The 20,438-nt window shown below is 49.5% G+C and carries 20 protein-coding genes and 1 pseudogene; 11 read left to right on the top strand and 10 right to left on the bottom strand.

Annotated elements, in window-relative coordinates; all coding sequences use genetic code 11:
* The first annotated feature begins 76 nt into the window (after positions 1-76).
* Together WBL83_RS00255 and WBL83_RS00250 are read left to right on the top strand one after the other, a co-directional pair.
* Positions 77-805 carry a 4'-phosphopantetheinyl transferase family protein gene (locus tag WBL83_RS00255; RefSeq protein ID WP_424587247.1) on the top strand — a complete coding sequence of 243 codons (729 nt, stop codon included), beginning with the start codon at positions 77-79 and terminating at the stop codon, positions 803-805.
* A 34-nt stretch (positions 806-839) separates the two neighbouring features.
* On the top strand, positions 840-1,406 hold the full coding sequence (locus WBL83_RS00250) for an NADPH-dependent FMN reductase (RefSeq protein ID WP_424587246.1): 567 nt from the start codon (positions 840-842) through the stop codon (positions 1,404-1,406).
* A gap of 134 nt (positions 1,407-1,540) precedes the next feature.
* Here the strand turns inward: WBL83_RS00250 and WBL83_RS00245 are convergent, their stop codons facing one another.
* Positions 1,541-2,113: a TetR/AcrR family transcriptional regulator gene (locus tag WBL83_RS00245; protein ID WP_424587245.1), complete on the bottom strand. Its 573-nt coding sequence runs from the start codon at positions 2,111-2,113 to the stop codon at positions 1,541-1,543.
* Positions 2,114-2,302: 189 nt separating this feature from the next.
* Here WBL83_RS00245 and WBL83_RS00240 point away from each other — a divergent pair, with 189 nt between their 5' ends.
* A complete protein-coding gene (locus tag WBL83_RS00240) occupies positions 2,303-3,418 on the top strand; it encodes an MBL fold metallo-hydrolase (protein WP_424587244.1) in 1,116 nt (371 codons plus the stop codon).
* A 21-nt stretch (positions 3,419-3,439) separates the two neighbouring features.
* Positions 3,440-3,781 (top strand): RamA family antibiotic efflux transcriptional regulator, encoded by a 342-nt coding sequence (locus WBL83_RS00235; RefSeq protein ID WP_424587243.1) that lies wholly within the window; start codon positions 3,440-3,442, stop codon positions 3,779-3,781.
* A gap of 41 nt (positions 3,782-3,822) precedes the next feature.
* Here the strand turns inward: WBL83_RS00235 and WBL83_RS00230 are convergent, their stop codons facing one another.
* A complete protein-coding gene (locus WBL83_RS00230) occupies positions 3,823-5,160 on the bottom strand; it encodes an NCS2 family permease (protein WP_424587242.1) in 1,338 nt (445 codons plus the stop codon).
* 180 nt (positions 5,161-5,340) lie between these two features.
* Between WBL83_RS00230 and yieH the strand changes: the two genes are divergently transcribed.
* Positions 5,341-6,006 (top strand): 6-phosphogluconate phosphatase, encoded by a 666-nt coding sequence (gene yieH, locus WBL83_RS00225; RefSeq protein WP_424587241.1) that lies wholly within the window; start codon positions 5,341-5,343, stop codon positions 6,004-6,006.
* Positions 6,007-6,053: 47 nt separating this feature from the next.
* Here the strand turns inward: yieH and WBL83_RS00220 are convergent, their stop codons facing one another.
* Complete coding sequence (locus WBL83_RS00220; protein WP_424587240.1) at positions 6,054-7,088, bottom strand: LacI family DNA-binding transcriptional regulator; 1,035 nt, start codon at positions 7,086-7,088, stop codon at positions 6,054-6,056.
* A 270-nt stretch (positions 7,089-7,358) separates the two neighbouring features.
* On the opposite strand from WBL83_RS00220, the gene WBL83_RS00215 reads away from it, so the two are divergent.
* The 5 genes from WBL83_RS00215 to WBL83_RS00195 all read left to right on the top strand — a co-directional run bounded on the left by WBL83_RS00215 (position 7,359) and on the right by WBL83_RS00195 (position 11,285).
* Positions 7,359-7,802: a PTS sugar transporter subunit IIA gene (locus WBL83_RS00215; protein WP_424587239.1), complete on the top strand. Its 444-nt coding sequence runs from the start codon at positions 7,359-7,361 to the stop codon at positions 7,800-7,802.
* A gap of 161 nt (positions 7,803-7,963) precedes the next feature.
* Entirely contained in the window at positions 7,964-8,251 is a 288-nt protein-coding gene (locus WBL83_RS00210) for a PTS sugar transporter subunit IIB (RefSeq protein WP_424587238.1), read from the top strand.
* Between the two features lie 12 nt (positions 8,252-8,263).
* On the top strand, positions 8,264-9,520 hold the full coding sequence (locus WBL83_RS00205) for a PTS ascorbate transporter subunit IIC (protein ID WP_183272030.1): 1,257 nt from the start codon (positions 8,264-8,266) through the stop codon (positions 9,518-9,520).
* Between the two features lie 173 nt (positions 9,521-9,693).
* A complete protein-coding gene (locus WBL83_RS00200; protein ID WP_424587237.1) occupies positions 9,694-10,860 on the top strand; it encodes a hypothetical protein in 1,167 nt (388 codons plus the stop codon).
* Positions 10,861-10,862: 2 nt separating this feature from the next.
* Positions 10,863-11,285 carry a hypothetical protein gene (locus WBL83_RS00195; protein ID WP_424587236.1) on the top strand — a complete coding sequence of 141 codons (423 nt, stop codon included), beginning with the start codon at positions 10,863-10,865 and terminating at the stop codon, positions 11,283-11,285.
* A gap of 49 nt (positions 11,286-11,334) precedes the next feature.
* On the opposite strand, the gene phoU is transcribed toward WBL83_RS00195, so the two are convergent.
* The 6 genes and pseudogenes from phoU to rluF all read right to left on the bottom strand — a co-directional run.
* Positions 11,335-12,060, bottom strand: coding sequence for a phosphate signaling complex protein PhoU (gene phoU / locus WBL83_RS00190; RefSeq protein WP_034499841.1), 726 nt, complete (start codon positions 12,058-12,060; stop codon positions 11,335-11,337).
* A 14-nt stretch (positions 12,061-12,074) separates the two neighbouring features.
* Positions 12,075-12,848 carry a phosphate ABC transporter ATP-binding protein PstB gene (gene pstB, locus WBL83_RS00185; RefSeq protein ID WP_424587261.1) on the bottom strand — a complete coding sequence of 258 codons (774 nt, stop codon included), beginning with the start codon at positions 12,846-12,848 and terminating at the stop codon, positions 12,075-12,077.
* A gap of 47 nt (positions 12,849-12,895) precedes the next feature.
* On the bottom strand, positions 12,896-13,786 hold the full coding sequence (gene pstA, locus WBL83_RS00180) for a phosphate ABC transporter permease PstA (protein ID WP_424587235.1): 891 nt from the start codon (positions 13,784-13,786) through the stop codon (positions 12,896-12,898).
* A complete protein-coding gene (gene pstC, locus WBL83_RS00175) occupies positions 13,783-14,745 on the bottom strand; it encodes a phosphate ABC transporter permease PstC (protein ID WP_424587234.1) in 963 nt (320 codons plus the stop codon). Before pstC ends, pstA begins: the two co-directional genes overlap by 4 nt.
* A gap of 132 nt (positions 14,746-14,877) precedes the next feature.
* A complete protein-coding gene (gene pstS, locus WBL83_RS00170; RefSeq protein ID WP_424587233.1) occupies positions 14,878-15,918 on the bottom strand; it encodes a phosphate ABC transporter substrate-binding protein PstS in 1,041 nt (346 codons plus the stop codon).
* A gap of 143 nt (positions 15,919-16,061) precedes the next feature.
* Positions 16,062-16,784, bottom strand: a pseudogene (rluF, locus tag WBL83_RS00165) (23S rRNA pseudouridine(2604) synthase RluF); the annotation flags it as partial.
* 327 nt (positions 16,785-17,111) lie between these two features.
* Here rluF and WBL83_RS00160 point away from each other — a divergent pair.
* Positions 17,112-18,383, top strand: coding sequence for an MFS transporter (locus WBL83_RS00160; protein ID WP_424587232.1), 1,272 nt, complete (start codon positions 17,112-17,114; stop codon positions 18,381-18,383).
* Positions 18,384-18,459: 76 nt separating this feature from the next.
* Here the strand turns inward: WBL83_RS00160 and glmS are convergent, their stop codons facing one another.
* On the bottom strand, positions 18,460-20,289 hold the full coding sequence (gene glmS / locus WBL83_RS00155) for a glutamine--fructose-6-phosphate transaminase (isomerizing) (protein WP_424587231.1): 1,830 nt from the start codon (positions 20,287-20,289) through the stop codon (positions 18,460-18,462).
* Between the last annotated feature and the right edge of the window lie 149 nt (positions 20,290-20,438).

The following is a 20,438-nucleotide window of genomic DNA, read 5'->3' as shown; positions in this document are numbered from 1 at the left end:
GCCGGGCCGTGCGTTTTGTTGCTAAAAAACCTACAATCGAGTGAAAAGTAGATTGCCCATTATCAAGGAGAGACAAATGGCAACGCATTTCGCAAGATGGACTATCAATCCCAAATTCCCCTTTTCGAGCCGGCTGAATGAAGAATGTCTCGCCCGCTCTCAACATATGCCGGAACATCGCCGTTCACGATTTTTAGCCTCGCGCAGCTTACTCGCAGAATTGCTCCACATGCTTTATGGCATTCAACAACTGCCGGAAATCCTCACTACCGCCGCCGGACGTCCACACTTTGCCGACCCTTCCCTGATGGATTTCAGCATTGCCTATGCCGGGAATAAAGTCGGCGTACTGGTGACGACCGAAGGTCGCTGCGGGCTGGATATCGAAATTAACCAGTCTTTTGGCCATCTCCCGTCCGTGGTATCGGATTCCACTTTTCGCAGCAATGAGTCAATCTGGATAAACAATCAAAAAAATCCAGGTGAGGCACGGGCGCAACTGCGTACGCTGCACCAAAGCGCGTTTAAGTTAACCAACCGCGAAGATAGTTTGCAGCTTCTGCCGGGTGCCGGGCGTATTCGTGTCAGATGCCAGTCGGAAATTGAAGCCATCAGCGATGTGGAAGGCCTGCTAATCTGGGGATGTGTGGTGTCTCCGGCAATTGAAAAACTCAATTTGTGGGAGTTTGAAGGCCCGCAAAACTGGCATAGTCTGTGGGATGTTAAATCGCGTTATCGGGATCCTGACGGCAGTATTATTCGCTTAACCAGTATGTCGTCCGAAAAAGCGTTATATCAAAACTGATCTTTCCAGAACGTCCTGACACCAAGGAGTATGCATGTCCGACACGTTAAAGATTGTCACTTTATTAGGTAGCCTTCGCCATGGCTCATTCAACGCTATGGTCGCCCGCACGTTGCCAAAAATTGCCCCGCAGGGGATGAGCATTGATGCTTTACCGTCGATTAAAGACATTCCGCTGTATGACGCCGATATGCAGCAAGAAGAGGGCTTCCCAGCGAGCGTTGAAGCCATTGCCGAGCAAATTCGCGCCGCAGATGGCGTGGTGATTGTGACGCCGGAATATAACTATTCAGTGCCTGGTGGCCTGAAGAACGCTATCGACTGGCTGTCGCGTTTGCCAGAACAGCCGCTGGCGGGGAAACCGGTGCTGATTCAGACCAGTTCGATGGGCGCAATTGGCGGCGCTCGCTGCCAGTATCATCTGCGCCAGATTCTGGTGTTCCTTGATGCGATGGTGATGAACAAACCTGAGTTTATGGGCGGTGTGATTCAGAACAAGGTGGATGCGCAAACGGGTGAAGTTGTAGACCAAAGCACGCTCGACCATTTGACCGGGCAGCTCACCGCATTTGGCGACTATATTCAGCGCGTTAAAGATTGAAACTGAAGCTATATCCTAAATAATTCGAGTGGCATCGCGGCGGCAAGAGAACGCATCCCGATGAGCTTACTAAAGTAAGTGATTCGGGTGAGTGAGCGTAGCCAACAAAGAGGCGGCTCGAAGTATGACGGATATTATTGCGCTAAAGCGCGCCACATAGACTCAAAGCCTAAAGCCTTAAAATCGCCAGCACGTTCCGGTTCGCGGCTGGCGAACTCCATCGTCGTTTCTGCCAGTGAAGAAAAAATCGCGTCACTAAACGCACGATACGGGCCTGATTGAAACGCCTTCAGTATCGATTGCGAACAGATTTCGTGTAGCTCCGGGAATAACTCCGCCACTTTTTGCTTCGTCTGTTCACCAATCTTGTCGCTTACAGACAACTGGCGAATCGCCCGGTGCGCCTCTGGATTGCAGATAGCCCAGTCGATATAACTGTTCCAGATATAACGGGTATATTCTTTTGGATCTTTTAGCGTTCTGTCGATATTAGCCAGCATCGCCTGGCACAAATCTTGTTTCAGATGGAGATAGAGCTCGTTAAGCAAATCGTCTTTAGTGGCAAAATAGCGAAACAGCGTACCTTCCGCCACACCGGCACCACGGGCAATCTGCGCAGTCGATGCCGCAATCCCCGACAGGCCAATGGCAGTTGTCGCCGCTTCCAGTAATGCTAATTTTTTATCTTCACTCTTCGGACGAGCCACAACGTTTTACCCTCTACATTCAGAAAACCAAATTGAATCACGCCGACTACGCTACTGCAACGCTCAATATGAGAGTTTGAAAAGCATCTTGACGCTAATCATCTCCTGTCTATAATGAGTGCTTACTCACTCATTATCAAGTTTCGTTAGCAATGCTCCAGTGGATGGGGCGTAGATGCAGGCCAGGAAATGAAACGTCTCTCCTTTTGTGCGGTACTCATTATGTTGATAGCAGCTGCAGTCAGTTTACCTTTCGTCCTGAATGCCGGATTTGGTCAGGCCCCGCAGGGAGAAGAACTCAGTTTAGTTGAACGTTCTGCAAACTTCGTTGATGGACAATTTCGCAATCAGCTGCCGACGCAGGGTTATACCGGGCAGAAAAGTAAAATTGCGGCATGGTGGGAGTTTTTAACCACTAAGCGTGAAAATTCACGCCCGCAGCAGCCGTTGCCGTTGGTTAATACCGATCTCGCCAGCATTCCGATCGAGCAAGATACCATGGTGTGGCTCGGCCACTCTTCGTGGTACCTGCAACTGGCAGGAAAGCGCATTCTGATCGACCCGGTATTCAGTCATTACGCGGCTCCCTTTTCGTTTCTCAATAAGGCCTTTCCAGGGAATTACCCATGGACCGCAGAGGCGATGCCAGAAATCGACCTGCTGATCATTTCCCACGACCATTATGATCATCTGGATTTCGCCACCATCAAAGCGCTGAAACCAAAAATCCGCCAGGTGATCACGCCGCTTGGTGTCGGATCGCACCTGCGTTACTGGGGCATCAATAGCGACATTATTCATGAAAAAGACTGGAACCAGACGGTAAAAGTTGCCAGTGATCTGACCGTGCATGTTTTACCCGCGCGTCATTTCTCCGGCCGCAGCCTGAAGAGCAATCAGACTTTATGGGCGAGTTTTATGTTCGTCACCGACGCGCACAAAGTCTATTACAGCGGGGATACCGGCTACGGGCCGCATTTTAAAGCTATCGGACAACAGTTTGGTTCGGTCGACCTCGCCATTATGGAGAACGGCCAGTACGACCAGGACTGGAGCAACATCCATATGATGCCGCAAGAAACCGCACAGGCCGCTGTGGACTTGAATGCGCGCGCCGTGTTGCCAGGCCATGCGGGTCGATTTGTGCTGGCAAAACACACCTGGGATGCGCCATACAAAAGCCTGACCGAATTCAGTAAAGGCAAAAGCTTCCGTCTGTTAACACCGAAGCAGGGCGAACCTGTCTGGGTAAATGACAACACACAACAATTTAACGCCTGGTGGGAAGATGCCAGTGCCTTGTAAGCGAATCGCGCAGGGGGATGAATGACAATTTCAGCTCAAGTTATCGACACCATTGTTGAGTGGATCGACGACAATTTGCATAAGCCATTACGTATTGATGATATTGCCGATCACGCGGGGTATTCAAAGTGGCACTTGCAGCGTTTGTTTATGCAGTACAAAGGCGAGAGTCTGGGGAAATACATTCGTGAGCGCAAACTGCTGCTAGCGGCGCGTGATTTACGCGATACCGATAACAAGGTTTACGATATTAGTCTGAAGTACGGCTTTGATTCGCAGCAGACGTTTACGCGGATATTTACACGCACGTTTCATCAGCCACCGGGCAGGTATCGCAAAGAGAATCATACGTTGAACGGGTAACAGGTAGGCCGGATAAGCGAAGCGTCATCCGGCACAACCGATTAATGTGAATCGATAAACACGATTTTAAGAACAAATAGCAACGCCACAACAATCACGCATGGGCTGATTTCACGCCAGCGGCCTGTGCCGAGTTTCATCACACAGTAAGAGATGAAGCCTAACGCAATACCTTCGGTGATTGAGAAGCTAAATGGCATCATCACCGCAGTAATGAATGCCGGAACCGCTTCTGTCAGGTCATCCCACTTCACACGCGACAGGCTGGAAGTCATCAACACGCCAACGTAGATCAGAGCGCCTGCTGCGGCATAGGCCGGAACCATGCCTGCCAATGGCGACAGGAAGATAACCAGCAGGAACAGCAAGCCAACGATTACCGCAGTCAGGCCAGTACGCCCACCTACAGACACGCCAGAAGAACTTTCGATATACGCCGTAACGGAAGATGTCCCGATAAACGCACCCGCAACAGAAGACACGCTATCCACATACAGCGCCTGCTTCATGCGTGGGAATTTACCTTTTTCGTCGGCAAGGCCTGCTTTGTCGGTTACGCCAATCAACGTACCGGAGGAGTCAAACAGGTTAACCAGCATAAAGGAGAAGATAACGCCTGCCAGGCCAATGTTCAGAGAACCGGCTAAATCCACCTGACCGACAACTGACAGCACGCTTGGTGGCGCAGAAACGATGCCGTGATATTGCACATCGCCCATCATCCAGCCCAGCAATGTAGTCACCACGATGGACACCAGCACAGCGGCGTGGATGTTACGCGAAGCCAGAATAGCGATGATAAAGAAGCCTAATGCGCCCAGCAGCACGCTGTGCGAAGTCAGGTTACCGATAGTCACCAACGTGTCTTTGTTCGCCACGATAATCCCGGCGTTTTTCAGACCCATCATACCGATGAACAGACCAATACCGCTGGTGATACCTACGCGCAGGCTCATCGGGATATTGGCAATCATCCAGTAACGCACACGGAAAATGGTCAGCAACAGCAGGCCCACGGCGCCCCAGAAAATGGCGCCCATCCCGACTTGCCAGGAGATCCCCATCGCGCCAACCACCACAAAGGCGAAGAACGCATTCAGGCCCATCGCAGGTGCCAGGGCGACTGGCAGGTTGGCGAAAATACCCATCAGGATGCTACCTAATGCGGCAATTAAACAGGTGGTGACAAAAACGGCCTGGGTATCCATACCAGCGGCGCCAAGGATCTGCGGGTTGACGAAAACGATATACACCATCGTCAGGAAGGTCGTAAGACCGGCGATCACTTCAGTGCGTGCCGTGGTGCCGTGTTCGCGCAGTTTAAACACGCGCTCGAGCAGCCCCGGATTTGCGGCCGGAGTAGATTGTGGTTGGCTCATGAGTCTTAATTCCGAACATTGAGAGGGAAAATCCGTCGCTATCCTATACCAAAAATTACAAAACATGATGACCAACACGGTTTTTTTTTCATTGAATTTTCTTATACGGCAACGATTGCGTGCCGCAAAAATTGCGCAAATTGGGTAAGATGCATGTTCATCTTAATAAAAGGAGGCAGTATGTCCCGGATAGATGCGGTGTTCTTCGACTGCGATGGCACGCTGGTTGATAGCGAGGTTATTTGCTCCAAAGCCTACGTACATATGTTTGCGCAATACGGCATCGAACTTGCGCTTGAGGAGGTTCATAAAACCTTTAAGGGTATAAAGCTCTACGAGATTATCGATACCATTAATGCCCAACATGGAGTGAATCTGTCAAAAGAGGTGCTGGAGCCGATTTATCGTGCCGAGGTTTCACGTCTGTTTGACAGCGAGCTGGTGGAGATTGAAGGTGCCGCCGCGTTAGTCGCACAAATCAACGTGCCGATGTGTATTGTCTCCAACGGCCCCGTCAGCAAGATGAATCACTCGCTGGGTAAAACCGGCATGCTCCACCATTTCCCGGATAAACTGTATAGCGGCTACGATATTCAGTTATGGAAACCCGATCCGGCAATCATGTTCCATGCCGCCGACGCGATGAATGTGGATGTGAAAAACTGCGTGCTGGTGGATGATTCGATGGCCGGTGCGCAATCAGGTATTGCCGCGGGAATGGAAGTTTTCTATTTTTGCGCCGACCCGCACAACCCGCCGATTGACCATCCGAAAGTAACAACCTTTACCGATTTAGCGCAGTTGCCAGAGTTATGGCGTGCGCGAGGCTGGAATATTACGGATTAACGAAAATGGCGGATGGCGCAGGCTTATCCGCCCTACAAAGGCTTCACTCAGGTGCTTTGGCGTAGCTCTATCTGGTAACTGAAAAGTTCGACCCGCGATTCATCTAGTTCATCATCTCTATCGTCATTCAGCAATTCAATCAGTAGCTTACCCGCTTCTTTACCCATCTTTTTATAATCGACACGGATAGACGTCAGCGTCGGGTGTGTTTGATCACAGCTGTCCGAACCGTCGAGACAAGCCACTGCGATATTTCCCGGGATCTTCAGCAAACGCCGTTGGCACTCAAACATGATGCCCAACGCAATCTCTTCATGGCTGCAAATCACGGCATCCAGTTCTGGCTGGCGCAGTAGAATCTCTGTTAACGCATAACGACCAAACTGCAGGCTGGCGGCATCTGGCGTGGTAATAACCTGGTCGGAATTCTGATAACGACTGAGCATCGCTTTGTGCCAGCCGTTCAGTTGCTGACGCTGCAAGCGGTTGTCCATATGCGCGCCGATAAAACCGATATTCTTATAACCTTGATCCAGCAGATGTTCGGTCAGTTTATGTGACGCCTCAAAGAATGCCGTCTCAAGCGTAATCCGCGCCTGGCTGAAAGGGGAACCGACGACGTTAATGGTAGGGATATTGGTCTTTTCGAGAATTTGGTAGGTCTTTTCTGCCAACTGAGAGCCAAACACCACCAGCGCAGCCGGATTGCTTTGCAACAACGTCATCAAGATTTCAGCTTCTTTATGCTGATTATGTTCATGGCAGCCAAGCAGTAGCTGGAACTCATTTTTATTCAGCACTTGCTGTAATGACTGCATAAAGCGGGAACTGGCTTTATCGGTGAGAGAAGGTATCAATACGGCGACCGTATCACTATGGCCGGAAGCCAGCGCACCCGCTGCACGATTGGGGATATAGCCTAACTCTTCTACCGCTTGTTCTATCTTCTCACGCAGTTTGTCAGAAACCTGCTCCGGGGTTCTTAACGCCCGGGAAACCGTCATGGTTCCGACACCCGCATAATTGGCGACTTCTTGCAGCGTGACTCGTCCGGTACCACGGCGCTTACGCATTTTTTCCATACTGGCTCCCGTGACGATTACAACTCACTGTTTTCATTATTTTTATTTCACCATTAATCCGTCAACTCTTTGCCCACGGTAGCAAATGCCCTATCGCATTGTATATGCGTGAACCGGATATATCCAAAGTCAGACGCAGGAGAAATGATAGCGCTATCACAAACCTTGATAGCGCTATCAGGTAGCGCTATCAAATGAGACAACCATCACATTAATTGCTGACTTAAAAATCTACTCTCCTGTTAATTATCATCGGGAGTTATCAGTCGCATGTTAAAAACACTCTTAACCGCAGAGGTTGTTCAGGTCGTCGAGCAGGCTAAAGACTGGCGCGATGCCGTGTCTATTTCATGCCGTCCGCTGATTGAAAACGGTTCGATTGAGCCACGTTATGTGGATGCAATCTACCGCTCTCATGAAGCGATCGGCCCGTATTACGTGGTGGGTCCCGGTATTGCGATGCCCCATGCCCGCCCTGAAGAAGGTGCGAACAAACTCGCGCTGGCGCTGACGCTTATCACTTCTGGTGTGAATTTCGATGCCGATGAAAACGATCCGGTGAAGTTGTTGATTGTGTTAGCTGCCACCGACAGTACCAGCCACATTGAAGCGATTTCTCAGCTCGCCCAACTATTCGATAACGAACAAGACATTCAGGCCATTTTGCAGGCCAAAACAACGCAAGACATTTTGTCCGTCATTGCGCGCTATTAGAGCCTGACCCAGTAGGCGTCATTGTTGCAGACCGTTTGGCATTGGACTGCGCGGAAAAACCACAGCGTACACGTAGTACGTGAGGATTTTGAGCACAGCCCAGGACCAAACGAACAAATAAAATAGCCTAATGGGATAGGCTTTTAATCCAGGGGAAAATTATGAAAATTACAGTGGTTTGCGGTAACGGTTTAGGCACCAGCCTGATGATGGAAATGAGCATTAAAACCATCCTGAAAGACTTAGGCGTCAGCGCAGATGTTGACCATGTCGATCTCGGTTCCGCCAAAGGCACGCCGAGCGATATTTTTGTTGGTACCAAAGATATTGCGGAGCAATTAGTCGCACAGTCCGTCGCCGGGAAAATCGTCGCGCTGGACAATATGATCGACAAAAAAGCCATGAAAGAACGTTTGTCCGTGGCATTAACCGAGTTAGGCGCACTGTAAGTCGAGGTCGTTATGGATTTCTTTCGTTTTTTGATGAGCGATGTGCTTTCCGAACCGGCGGTACTGGTCGGTTTAATCGCCTTGATTGGCTTGATTGCACAGAAAAAGCCGGTCACCGAATGTATTAAAGGCACTGTCAAAACCATCATGGGTTTTGTGATTTTAGGCGCGGGTGCCGGTTTAGTGGTGTCATCGCTGGGTGACTTCGCAAACATTTTCCAACACGCTTTTGGTATTCAGGGCGTGGTGCCAAACAATGAAGCCATTGTTTCCGTGGCGCAGAAAAGCTTCGGTAAAGAGATGGCGATGATCATGTTCTTCGCCATGGTTATCAATATCTTGATTGCTCGTTTCACGCCGTGGAAATTTATCTTCCTGACCGGTCACCACACCTTGTTTATGTCGATGATGGTGGCGGTGATCCTGGCAACTGCGGGTATGACCGGCGTGACGCTGATTGCTGTTGGCTCGCTGGTTGTTGGCGTGGCGATGGTCTTTTTCCCCGCTATTGCCCACCCTTACATGAAGAAAGTCACCGGTTCTGATGATGTCGCCATCGGCCACTTCTCGACGTTATCTTATGTGTTAGCGGGTTTCATCGGCAGCAAATTTGGTAATAAAGAACACTCGACTGAAGACATGAATGTGCCGAAAAGTCTGCTGTTCTTGCGCGATACGCCGGTCGCTATCTCCTTTACCATGAGCATCATCTTCCTCGTGACGTGCCTGTTTGCTGGCGCAGACGTGGTGAAAGAGCTGAGTGGTGGTAAGAACTGGTTCATGTTCTCCATCATGCAGTCCATCACCTTCGCCGCAGGTGTGTACATCATTCTGCAAGGTGTGCGGATGGTTATCGCGGAAATCGTTCCGGCATTTAAAGGGATTTCCGACAAACTGGTGCCGAACGCGAAACCAGCGCTCGATTGCCCGGTCGTGTTCCCATACGCACCTAATGCGGTACTGGTTGGCTTCCTGAGCAGCTTTGCCGCAGGTTTGATCGGGATGTTTGCGCTGTATCTGCTTAACATGACGGTCATTATCCCAGGCGTGGTGCCACACTTCTTTGTCGGTGCGGCGGCGGGTGTATTTGGCAACGCAACCGGTGGGCGTCGTGGGGCTATTTTGGGTGCCTTCGCTCAGGGCTTACTGATTACCTTCCTGCCAGTGTTCTTGCTGCCAGTGCTCGGTGATATCGGCTTTGCTAACACTACTTTCAGTGATGCAGACTTTGGTGCGCTGGGTATTCTGTTAGGGATTATCGTTCGCTAATATTTGAGTTAATTGACAACCTTAAAAAGGTTCACGCTATTCTGCGGTGAACCTTTTTTTATGTCCTTCCACCATGCAATATAAATTGCACTTACCATTTTCAGACATCCATGCCTTTTTTGCTGGGACTATAGTTGTAATCTTTATTCTTCGTGTTCATAAGGATTTGGATAATGTCTGTTTATCATGTCTCCACCAGAATAAGTTCGAATTTACCCGCGAGTGAAATTCTTTATGATCTATTTATTTACCGGATGGATTCGGAAAGAAATAAACATGCCATTGTGGATGTAAAGCAACAAGCGCCACAGGCTAATTATGAAACCCAGCTTCATGTAACAGAAGAGATCTGCGAACCGCTTTCAACCATTTATATTATGGAAGTGATGCTTTATCGAAAAACCATGCTTAAAACTTTATGTGTTTCACCTCAACCATTCACAAAAATGTACACACTAGAAGATTTCGCGTCTGGTAAAGCCTGGTCATCAATTAAGCGTGAAAATCCTTGTTATTTCCAGTCGACAGGAACCACCAAGCGAGTAAGCGAAGGCGATAACACTGTTGTTGTAAAAATATCCAAACCGGAAAGACCTTTCATTGCGAAGGAATATCCTATTGGCAGCCCTCAGGATCCATTTAAAAAATCGCTTATAGAGCAACAAATAAATAATCGATTTAATCAGGTCGATTACCCAAACCAGTTCAATGCCAGCTTATGTGGCCCTGCGGCGTTTTTTTACTGCTTGCAAAAAGACCGTCCTGATGTGTATGTGCAAGCAGCGCAGGAGTTGTGGCAGTATGGGAAAACTAAAATCGGTAAGCTTGAGATAACACTAGGCGTGGGTTGCTGTCATCCAACAGGGCATTTTTATGGTGATATATCAGGGATTGACTGGATGACGCTTGCCGGGCTGAGAGACTCGGAAAATGCAGTATTGAGTTTTGACAACCTTGATTCCCCATTCTCGGGCATCACTATGTGGAACACATTGACGGAATGGTTTGAGAAAGCGGGGTATGAAAAAGTATTCAGTAATGTCGGAGTAACCCAAGCAGGAATTCAGGGGGTTAATGAATTAAATGAGTACATTCAGAAAGGTTATACAGTTATTTCACTTATCAATGACAGTTTATTAAAGGGTAGTTCATCTGAACGAACAACATACCCTACTCATTGGATTGTCTGGGATGGTCCGGTAAACCAGGATTCTGAGGGAACAGTGCATTTGAAGTTGTTTTCCTGGGGATATATATCTGATCAGTTAAAACCAGGAAATGACATGTTCTTTTTCATTAAAAGGTTTTTTGGAGGAGTGGTTTTTAAACCACTAAAATAAAAATGTCAACACTACATTTGATTTTTGTTCCATGTCTTTTTTGCTTATCTGCATGTACTTTATTAAGCCCAAAAGCAGAATTCATTCCCGAGAATGAAGTATTAAAAAAAGCAACAGTGAATACGCCTTATCGTTTTAAAATTGATATTCTTGGAGGGCCTGTTTTTAGAGGGGTAGATAGAAAGGCTGGATCAATTACACCTGCTGATTCTGGTATTTCTGTACGCTACTGCCAATTATCTGAGGAAGAAATAAAAAATATGAAACCGAAGGATAGTAATAATTATAATTGTGTAGAGGTGTATGGCACCCCAACAAAACCGGGACTACTAAAAATCAACATCAGTAGTGGCATGTATGGGCATATGTTCGCTCCTGGCAGTTATTTCAGTAAAGACTATACGCTGACAGTGGTTAGTCCCTAAACATAGCGACAATACAGGCCCTCTCCCGAAGTGAGAGAGGGCCGATAGATCACTCTTTCGGGTCTTTCCCGGCAAGTAACTTATCCAGTTCGTCGCCGCCGACATGACGGAAATCCTGCCCTTTGACGAAGTAGAATATAAATTCGCAGATATTCTGGCAGCGGTCACCGATACGCTCGATAGAACGCGCACAGAACAGCGCAGTCAGCACGCTTGGAATAGTGCGCGAGTCTTCCATCATATAAGTCATCAACTGACGCACGATGCCTTCATATTCCTGGTCAACTTTCTTATCTTCACGGTAAATACGCACAGCTTCATCAAGATCCATACGCGCAAAGGCGTCCAGCACGTCATGCAGCATTTGCACGGTATGACGGCCTAAAGATTCGAGGCTAACCAGCAGCGGTTGGTGCTGATGAGAGAATTTCTCCAGCGCCGTGCGACAGATTTTATCCGCCACATCACCGATACGTTCCAGCTCAGAAATCGTTTTGATGATGGCCATCACCAGACGCAGGTCGCTGGCGGTTGGCTGGCGTTTAGCGATGATGCGCACGCAGGCTTCATCGATGGCGACTTCCATCATGTTAACTTTTTGGTCGCCTTCGATGACGCGCTTCGCCAGCTCGCCATCTTGATTATGCATGGCGGTGATCGCATCAGAAAGCTGTTGCTCCACAAGCCCACCCATCGTCATAACCTGGGTGCGGATATATTCCAGCTCGGCGTTAAACTGGCCTGAAATGTGTTTGTTGAGATTGAGGCTATCCATTGTATTCTCCCGGATCAGCCGTAACGGCCAGTAATATAGTCTTCGGTTTGCTTTTTAGCTGGTGTGGTAAACAGCGTGTCGGTTTCGCTGAACTCGATAAGCTCACCCAGGTACATAAACGCGGTGTGGTCTGAACAACGCGCCGCCTGCTGCATGTTGTGGGTAACGATGACCACGGTGTAATCCTGTTTCAGCTCGGTGATCAGCTCTTCGATACGACCGGTAGAAATTGGGTCTAGTGCTGAACACGGCTCATCAAGCAATAACACTTCCGGGCGAATCGCAATACCACGCGCAATGCACAGACGCTGCTGCTGGCCACCGGAGAGACTGTATCCGCTCTGGTGCAATTTATCTTTGGTTTCGTTCCACAACGCGGCTTTGGTCAAAGCCCACTGCACACGCTCGTCCATGTCGCTGCGTGACAGCTTTTCAAACAGGCGTACACCGAAAGCGATGTTGTCGTAAATCGACATCGGGAACGGCGTCGGCTTCTGGAACACCATGCCTACTTTGGCACGCAACAGGGCGATATCCTGGCTCTGAGTGAGGATGTTTTCCCCATCAATCAAGATTTCACCTTCCGCACGCTGCTCCGGATAGAGCGAGTACATTTTGTTGAATGTACGCAGCAGGGTGGATTTACCACAACCTGACGGGCCAATGAACGCGGTAACCTGGTTTTTTGCGATATCCAGATTGATGTCTTTCAGGGCATGGAATTTGCCATAAAAGAAGTTCAAATCGCGAACCTGAATTTTGCCTGAGGCGGTATCGACCATACTCATCTGTCTCTTAATCTCCATCCGGCGCCGCCGTTGCCGCGCCGCAAAATTTAACCGTGTTTACTCTTTGAAAAAATTACGCGCGCCATAATGTTCAGCAGCAGCACACACAGAGTAATAATCAGAACGCCGGCCCAGGCTAACTGTTGCCATTCGGCAAACGGGCTCATGGCAAATTTGAAAATCGTCACCGGCAAGTTGGCCAGTGGCTGCATCATGTCGGTGCTCCAGAACTGGTTGGAGAGCGACGTGAACAGCAGAGGGGCCGTTTCACCCGCGATACGTGCAATCGCCAGCAGTACCCCGGTAATAATCCCGGAAACAGAAGCTTTCAGCGTAATAGCAGAAATCATTTTCCACTTTGGCGTGCCCAGAGCGTAAGCCGCTTCGCGCAGGCTGTCTGGCACCAGCTTCAGCATGTTTTCAGTAGTACGAATAACGATGGGCACCTGCAGCAGCGCCAGTGCAATCACACCAGCCCAACCCGAGAAGTGCTGCATCTTCGCAACCACGATGGTGTAGACGAACAAGCCCACCACGATTGACGGCGCAGAAAGCAGGATGTCGTTAATAAAACGAATCACTTCTGCAAGCCACGATTTGCGGCCGTACTCCGCCAGATAAATACCCGCCATGATGCCCAGCGGCGTACCGAAAACGGTCGCCCAAAGGATTAACAGGCCGCTACCTGCAAGGGCGTTCGCCAGACCACCACCCGCAGTATTTGGCGGAGGCGTCATTTCGGTGAAGAGCGCAATCGACATACCGTCGATGCCGCGAGTCACAGTCGAGAACAGGATCCACACCAGCCAGAACAGGCCAAATGCCATGGTTCCCATCGACAGGGTCAGTGCGATACGGTTTTTAAAGCGGCGGCGTGCCTGCATTTTGCGGCGTGATTCAGCCAGTGCCGCACGGCTTTGCATTTCCATAGTCGTCATGAGCGCGCTCCTTCATTCTTCGCCAGCCGCATAACCATAAACTTAGAGATAGCCAGTACGATAAAGGTAATCACGAACAGAATCAGACCCAGCTCCATCAGCGCTGCGGTGTGCAGGCCTGATTCGGCTTCAGCAAACTCATTCGCCAGGGCAGAAGTAATACTGTTGCCCGGCATATATAACGAAGCATTGTCGAGCTGGTAGGTGTTACCGATGATAAAGGTCACCGCCATGGTTTCACCCAACGCACGGCCCAGACCCAACATCACCCCACCAATCACCCCATTTTTGGTGAACGGTAAAACAATGCGCCAGATAACTTCCCATGTGGTGCAGCCAATACCGTAGGCCGACTCTTTCATCATCACAGGAGTTTGTTCAAATACATCGCGCATAACCGCCGCAATGTAAGGAATGATCATGATGGCCAGTATCACGCCTGCGGCGAGAATACCGATACCGAACGCTGGGCCTGAGAACAATTCGCCCACAATCGGTACAGAAGACAGCACGTTGCCGACAGGTTCCTGGAAGTAGGTCGCAAACAGCGGAGCAAAGATAAACAGACCCCACATGCCGTAAACGATACTTGGAATAGCAGCCAGCAGTTCGATGGCGATACCCAGCGGGCGGCGCAACCAGTTGGGTGCCAGCTCCGTCAGGAACAGTGCGATACCGAAACTCACCGGCACTGCAATCAACAGAGCGATAAACGACGTCACCAGCGTGCCGTAAATCGGAACCAGTGCACCGTAAATATCGTTTGGAGCATCCCACTCTTTAGTCCACAGGAACGAGAAACCGAACTTCTGAATGCTCGGCCAGGAGGAGATGATCAGGGAGATGATGATGCCGCCCAGCAGGAATAGCACAATCAGCGCTGCCAGTTTAACTAGCGCGCTGAAAATGACATCACCTTGCTTACCAGGGGACTTGAACGTCGGCTTACTTACCGCCATAGCTTACTCTTTAAGTTTAAATACGTTTCTTACAACATGTCGGATGTCGCTTACGCTAATCCGACCTACGAAAAGCAGTTGTAGGGCGGATAAGCATTCGCGCTATCCGCCATTTTCGTTAAAAAATAACTATTAATAAAGTGACTTACCGGAGCTGTCTTTAACGTTGGTTTTCCATGCAGCGCGAACCTGCTCAACCACGGAGTCTGGCAGGGAAGCATAATCCAGGTCGTTAGCCTGTTTTGCACCCTCTTTATAAGCCCAGTCGAAGAACTTCAGCACTTCAGCACCCTGCTCTGGGTTTTTCTGCTCTTTGTGTACCAGGATGAAGGTCGTTGACGTGATTGGCCACGCAGCGTCACCTTTCTGGTTAGTCAGATCCTGAGCGAATGTTTTGCTCCAGTCTGCGCCTTTCGCCGCGTTGGCAAAGTTTTCTTCAGAAGGCGCAACTGGCTTGCCATCAGCAGAAATCAGTTTGGTGTAAGCCAGGTTGTTCTGCTTAGCGTAAGCATATTCAACATAACCAATTGAACCAGGCAGACGCTGTACGAAGGCTGCGATACCGTCGTTACCTTTGCCGCCCAGACCGGTTGGCCAGTTTACCGTTGAGCCTGAACCGATTTTAGATTTCCACTCTTCGTTTACTTTCGCCAGGTAGCTGGTGAAAACGAAAGAGGTACCTGAACCGTCTGCACGACGCACAACCGCGATGTTTTGCGCTGGCAGTTTCATGCCTGGGTTGAGTTTAGCAATTGCTTCGTCATCCCATTTTTTGATTTTTCCCAGGTAGATGTCACCCAGTGTTTTACCGTCGAGCACCAGCTCGCCAGATTTTACGCCTGGCAGGTTAACAGCCAGAACAACACCGCCGATAACTGTCGGGAACTGGAACAGCCCTTCTTGTTGCAGCTTGTCGTCAGCCAGTGGGGCATCAGATGCACCGAAATCCACGGTGTGAGCAATGATTTGTTTAACGCCACCGGAGGAGCCGATACCCTGGTAGTTAACTTTGTTACCAGTTGATTTATTGTAGGTATCTGCCCATTTGGCATACACCGGCGCAGGGAAGGTTGCACCAGCGCCAGTCAGGCTTGCAGCAGCATACGCGCCGAAAGCACTCAGGGATAAGGTCGCGGCGACAACAGTTGCGACAGTGGTACGCATAGCTTTCATAGTGTCTCCTGCAGAGGTGAACGTAAATCGTTGTTTAGTGGATGCAGGGTAGAAAATAGGACAATTTGGTGACAGTTAAATGTACGAAATATGACAGTTTTATGACAAGCCAGTTTGAGGCATATTTCTCGCTGTCATACTTAGGATCCTGAGTTTTCAATCCGCTTCAATAACTCACTTTGTTCCTCGCAACTCAAATAGCGCGATTCCCCTAACGGCAAGTCTTCCAGGTGGATATTCATGATGCGGACACGTTCGAGTCGGGTCACCTCATAACCGAAATATTTACACATCCGGCGGATCTGACGATTCAATCCTTGAACTAAAGTAATACGAAATATCACGTCCGATTCTTTCGTCACTTTGCATTGCTTAGTTACCGTACCGAGTATCGGGACACCTGCTCCCAACCCAATGATAAACTCGTCTGTCATCGGCTTATTAACCGTGACCACATACTCTTTTTCGTGATTGTTACCGGCACGCAAAATTTTATTAACCACATCGCCGTGATTTGTCAGCAAAATGAGTCCTTGCGAATCTTTATCAAGACGCCCGACAGGGGACACACGTTTGTCGCTATGAATGAGAGCGCTGATATTATTGCGTTCACTCTTTTCCATCGTGGTAATAATGCCAACAGGCTTATTCAAAACCATCAGCACAAGCCCGTTGTCATCACGCGGCTCAATAAGCTGGTTCTTCACCTTCACCACATCCCCGGCAAAGACCTGAGCGCCAAAACTGACCTGTTTATCGTTAATAAAAACATCGCCTTGTTTGACGTAACGATCTGCCTCACGGCGAGAGCAAATGCCACTGTCGCTGATGTATTTATTAATTCGTATGGATGAACGGTTCAGCATTCTGCTGTGTACCTCAGTAAAAAAGCGAACTATACACACATAACTAAGAAATCGCGCTTAGCAAGAAACGTGACCTACATCACACAAATAATCCCAAATGAGTAGATTACTCATAAAAAATTGAGATTAATCACAAATAAAAATGAAACGGCGGTTCATGATTACATCAAGATGTGATCTAAATAACAAAAACAAGTCCAGGATGGGCCAAACCCAAATCCACGACGTCTTCTGAAGCGCCGCTGATTTTTCTCTCCTCTGAATTTATTAATTGCCTGCTGCTTTGCAGCGGTCAGGACACTTATTGCTTTAAATACGGGATTCGTTATGCGCAAAACAGGCCACAAGCGCTGGTTTATGCTTTCACTGGTGACGCTTGGCACCATTCTTTGCTATTTAACCAGAAACACTATTTCAGCGGCAGCGCCCACATTACAAAGTGATCTTCATATCACTACCCAGCAATATTCTTACATTATTGCGACATTTTCGGCCTGCTATACCATCGCCCAGCCTATTGCGGGCTATCTACTGGATACCTTAGGCACCAAAGTGGGTTACACCATATTTGGCCTGCTGTGGGGCGTATTCTGCATTGGGGCATCATTTGCGACCGGCTGGAAAGGCCTGGCACTGTTTCGTGGCCTCGGTGGTTTCGCCGAAAGTGCGATGATCCCTGCTGGCCTTAAATCAGTGACTGAATGGTTCCCGGATACCGAACGTTCGGTGGCGGTGGGCTATTTCAACGTCGGTTCGTCTATTGGCGCGGTGATTGCGCCTCCGCTGGTCGCGTGGGCAATTTATATTAAGGACTGGAGACTTGCGTTTATTCTGGTGGGTATTTTCAGCGTCCTGTGGGCAGCCGGCTGGTATTTCACTTATAACCGCCCGTCAAAATCCAAATCACTGTCTAAAGAAGAGTATCTGTATATCACCCAGGGTCAGCCTGAAAAACCAAAGGTTGAAAAAGTACGCATTGGCCGCCTGCTGAAACAGCGTAAGTTTTGGGGTATCGCGTTACCGCGCTTCCTGGCAGAACCTGCATGGGGCACGTTTAACGCGTGGATCCCGCTGTTTATGGTGCATACCTATGGCTTTAATCTTAAAGATATCGCCATGTTCGCCTGGATCCCTATGTTGTTCGCCGATTTTGGCTGCATTATTGGCGGTTATTTACCAGGTATGTTCCAGAAAGTCTTCGGTGTGAATATTGTGGTGTCCCGCAAGCTGGTGGTCACCATGGGTGCGGTGCTGATGATCCTGCCGGGTATGGTTGGCTTGTTCGGCAGCCCGATGATTGCCATCGCACTGTTGTGCGTCGGTGGCTTCGCTCACCAGTCGCTTTCCGGCGCACTGATCACCCTGTCGTCTGATATGTTCGATTCCAACGAAGTGGCCACCGCCAACGGATTTACCGGCATGGCTGCGTGGACGGCCAGCACCATGTTTGCGCTGGTTGTGGGTGCTCTGGCGGACACTGTAGGTTTCAGCCCGTTGTTCGCGGTACTGTCAGTGTTTGATATTCTCGGGGCCATCATCTTGTGGATTCTGCTGAAATCACCAGAAGAACCGAAACTGGTGCCGCAGGAAGATAATTGATTTAACAATAAAAAGTCCGGTATATGCGCATGAGCATTACCGGACTTTTTTATGACTTACCGTAATTCACAACGATTTATTCTACGGTGACCGATTTCGCCAGGTTACGTGGCTGGTCAACGTCGGTGCCTTTAATCAGTGCGACGTGGTAAGACAGCAACTGCAACGGCACGGTATAGAAGATAGGGGCGATAACTTCTTCTACATGCGGCATCTCGATGATGTGCATGTTGTCGCTGCTGGTGAAACCGGCATCCTGATCGGCGAATACATACAGATGGCCGCCACGAGCACGAACTTCTTCAATGTTCGATTTCAGTTTTTCCAGCAATTCGTTATTTGGTGCCACAACAATTACCGGCATATCCGCATCAATCAGCGCCAGTGGACCGTGTTTCAGCTCGCCCGCCGCATACGCTTCCGCGTGGATGTACGAGATCTCTTTAAGCTTCAGCGCACCTTCCATTGCGATCGGATACTGATCGCCACGGCCTAAGAACAGGGCGTGATGCTTGTCGGAGAAATCTTCAGCCAGCGCTTCAATGCGTTTGTCCTGAGACAGCATTTGCTCGATGCGACTTGGCAGCGCCTGCAGACCGTGAACAATATCTTGCTCAATCTGCGCATCAGCACCTTTCAGACGGCTCAGTTTCGCCACCAGCATCAGCAAAACAGTAAGCTGAGTGGTGAATGCTTTGGTGGATGCCACGCCGATTTCAGTGCCAGCGTTGGTCATCAGCGCCAAATCGGACTCGCGCACCAGAGAAGACCCCGGAACGTTACAGATAGCCAGTGAACCCAGATAGCCTAACTCTTTGGACAAACGCAGTGCTGCCAGGGTATCTGCCGTTTCACCAGACTGTGAAAGGGTGATCATCAGGCTGTTACGGCGAACTGCTGATTTGCGGTAGCGGAATTCAGAGGCAATTTCGACGTCGCAAGGAACGCCTGCCAGGGATTCAAACCAGTAACGTGAAACCATTCCTGAGTTGTAGGAAGTGCCACAAGCGACAATTTGAATGTGCTCCACCTGAGACAGCATTTCGTTCGCTTTCGGGCCAAGCTCAGAGAGATCGACAGCACCGTGGCTAATACGTCCAGTCAGCGTGTTTTTAATCGCATTTGGCTGTTCGTAGATTTCTTTCTGCATATAGTGGCGATAAATACCTTTGTCACCAGCGTCATATTGCAGGTTGGATTCGATGTCAGGGCGTTTAACCTGCTCACCTTTAGTATCAAAGACGGTAACGGAGCGACGGGTCACTTCCGCAATATCGCCTTCCTCAAGGAAGATGAAGCGACGCGTCACTGGCAGCAATGCCAGTTGGTCGGATGCGATGAAGTTTTCGCCCATGCCCAGACCGATAACCATCGGGCTACCAGAACGTGCTGCTAACAGAACTTCTGGATCGCGGGTATCCATGATAACCGTGCCATAAGCACCGCGCAGTTGAGGAATAGTACGCAGTACCGCTTCACGCAGAGTACCGCCTTGCTCCAGTTCCCAGTGAACTAAGTGCGCAATAACTTCGGTATCGGTCTGTGAAACGAAGGTGTAACCGCGACCCTGCAGAGTTTCACGCAGTGGCTCATAGTTTTCGATAATACCGTTGTGAACCACAACAATATGCTCGGAAACATGCGGGTGCGCGTTGGTTTCCGATGGTTCGCCGTGAGTCGCCCAACGAGTGTGAGCAATACCGGTGCCACCATGCAGTGCAGTTTCAGCTGCCGCTTCTGCCAGTTTATTGACCTTACCCAGGCGACGCAGACGGGTCATGTGACCTTTTTCGTCAACCACAGCCAGGCCCGCAGAGTCATAACCACGGTATTCCAGACGACGTAATCCTTCGAGAAGGATTTCAGCGATATCACGTTGCGCGACCGCGCCAACAATTCCACACATAAGTTTAGATTCCTGATAATGGCGTTTTGCGCCATGTGTTGTCGCTGACCTGTATTTTCCGGTTTTTTCCGGAGCCCCGAGCCTTGTAGAGAGTGGGGTTATAGTTTTTGTAGTACTGCGGGGCGGGTCATTTTCGAGAACAACCTTCA

This window comes from Buttiauxella sp. (assembly GCF_049686335.1).
GTDB lineage: Bacteria > Pseudomonadota > Gammaproteobacteria > Enterobacterales > Enterobacteriaceae > Buttiauxella.
The sequence above is the reverse complement of the archived record's forward strand: the minus strand, read 5'-3'. Positions and strand labels throughout refer to the sequence as shown.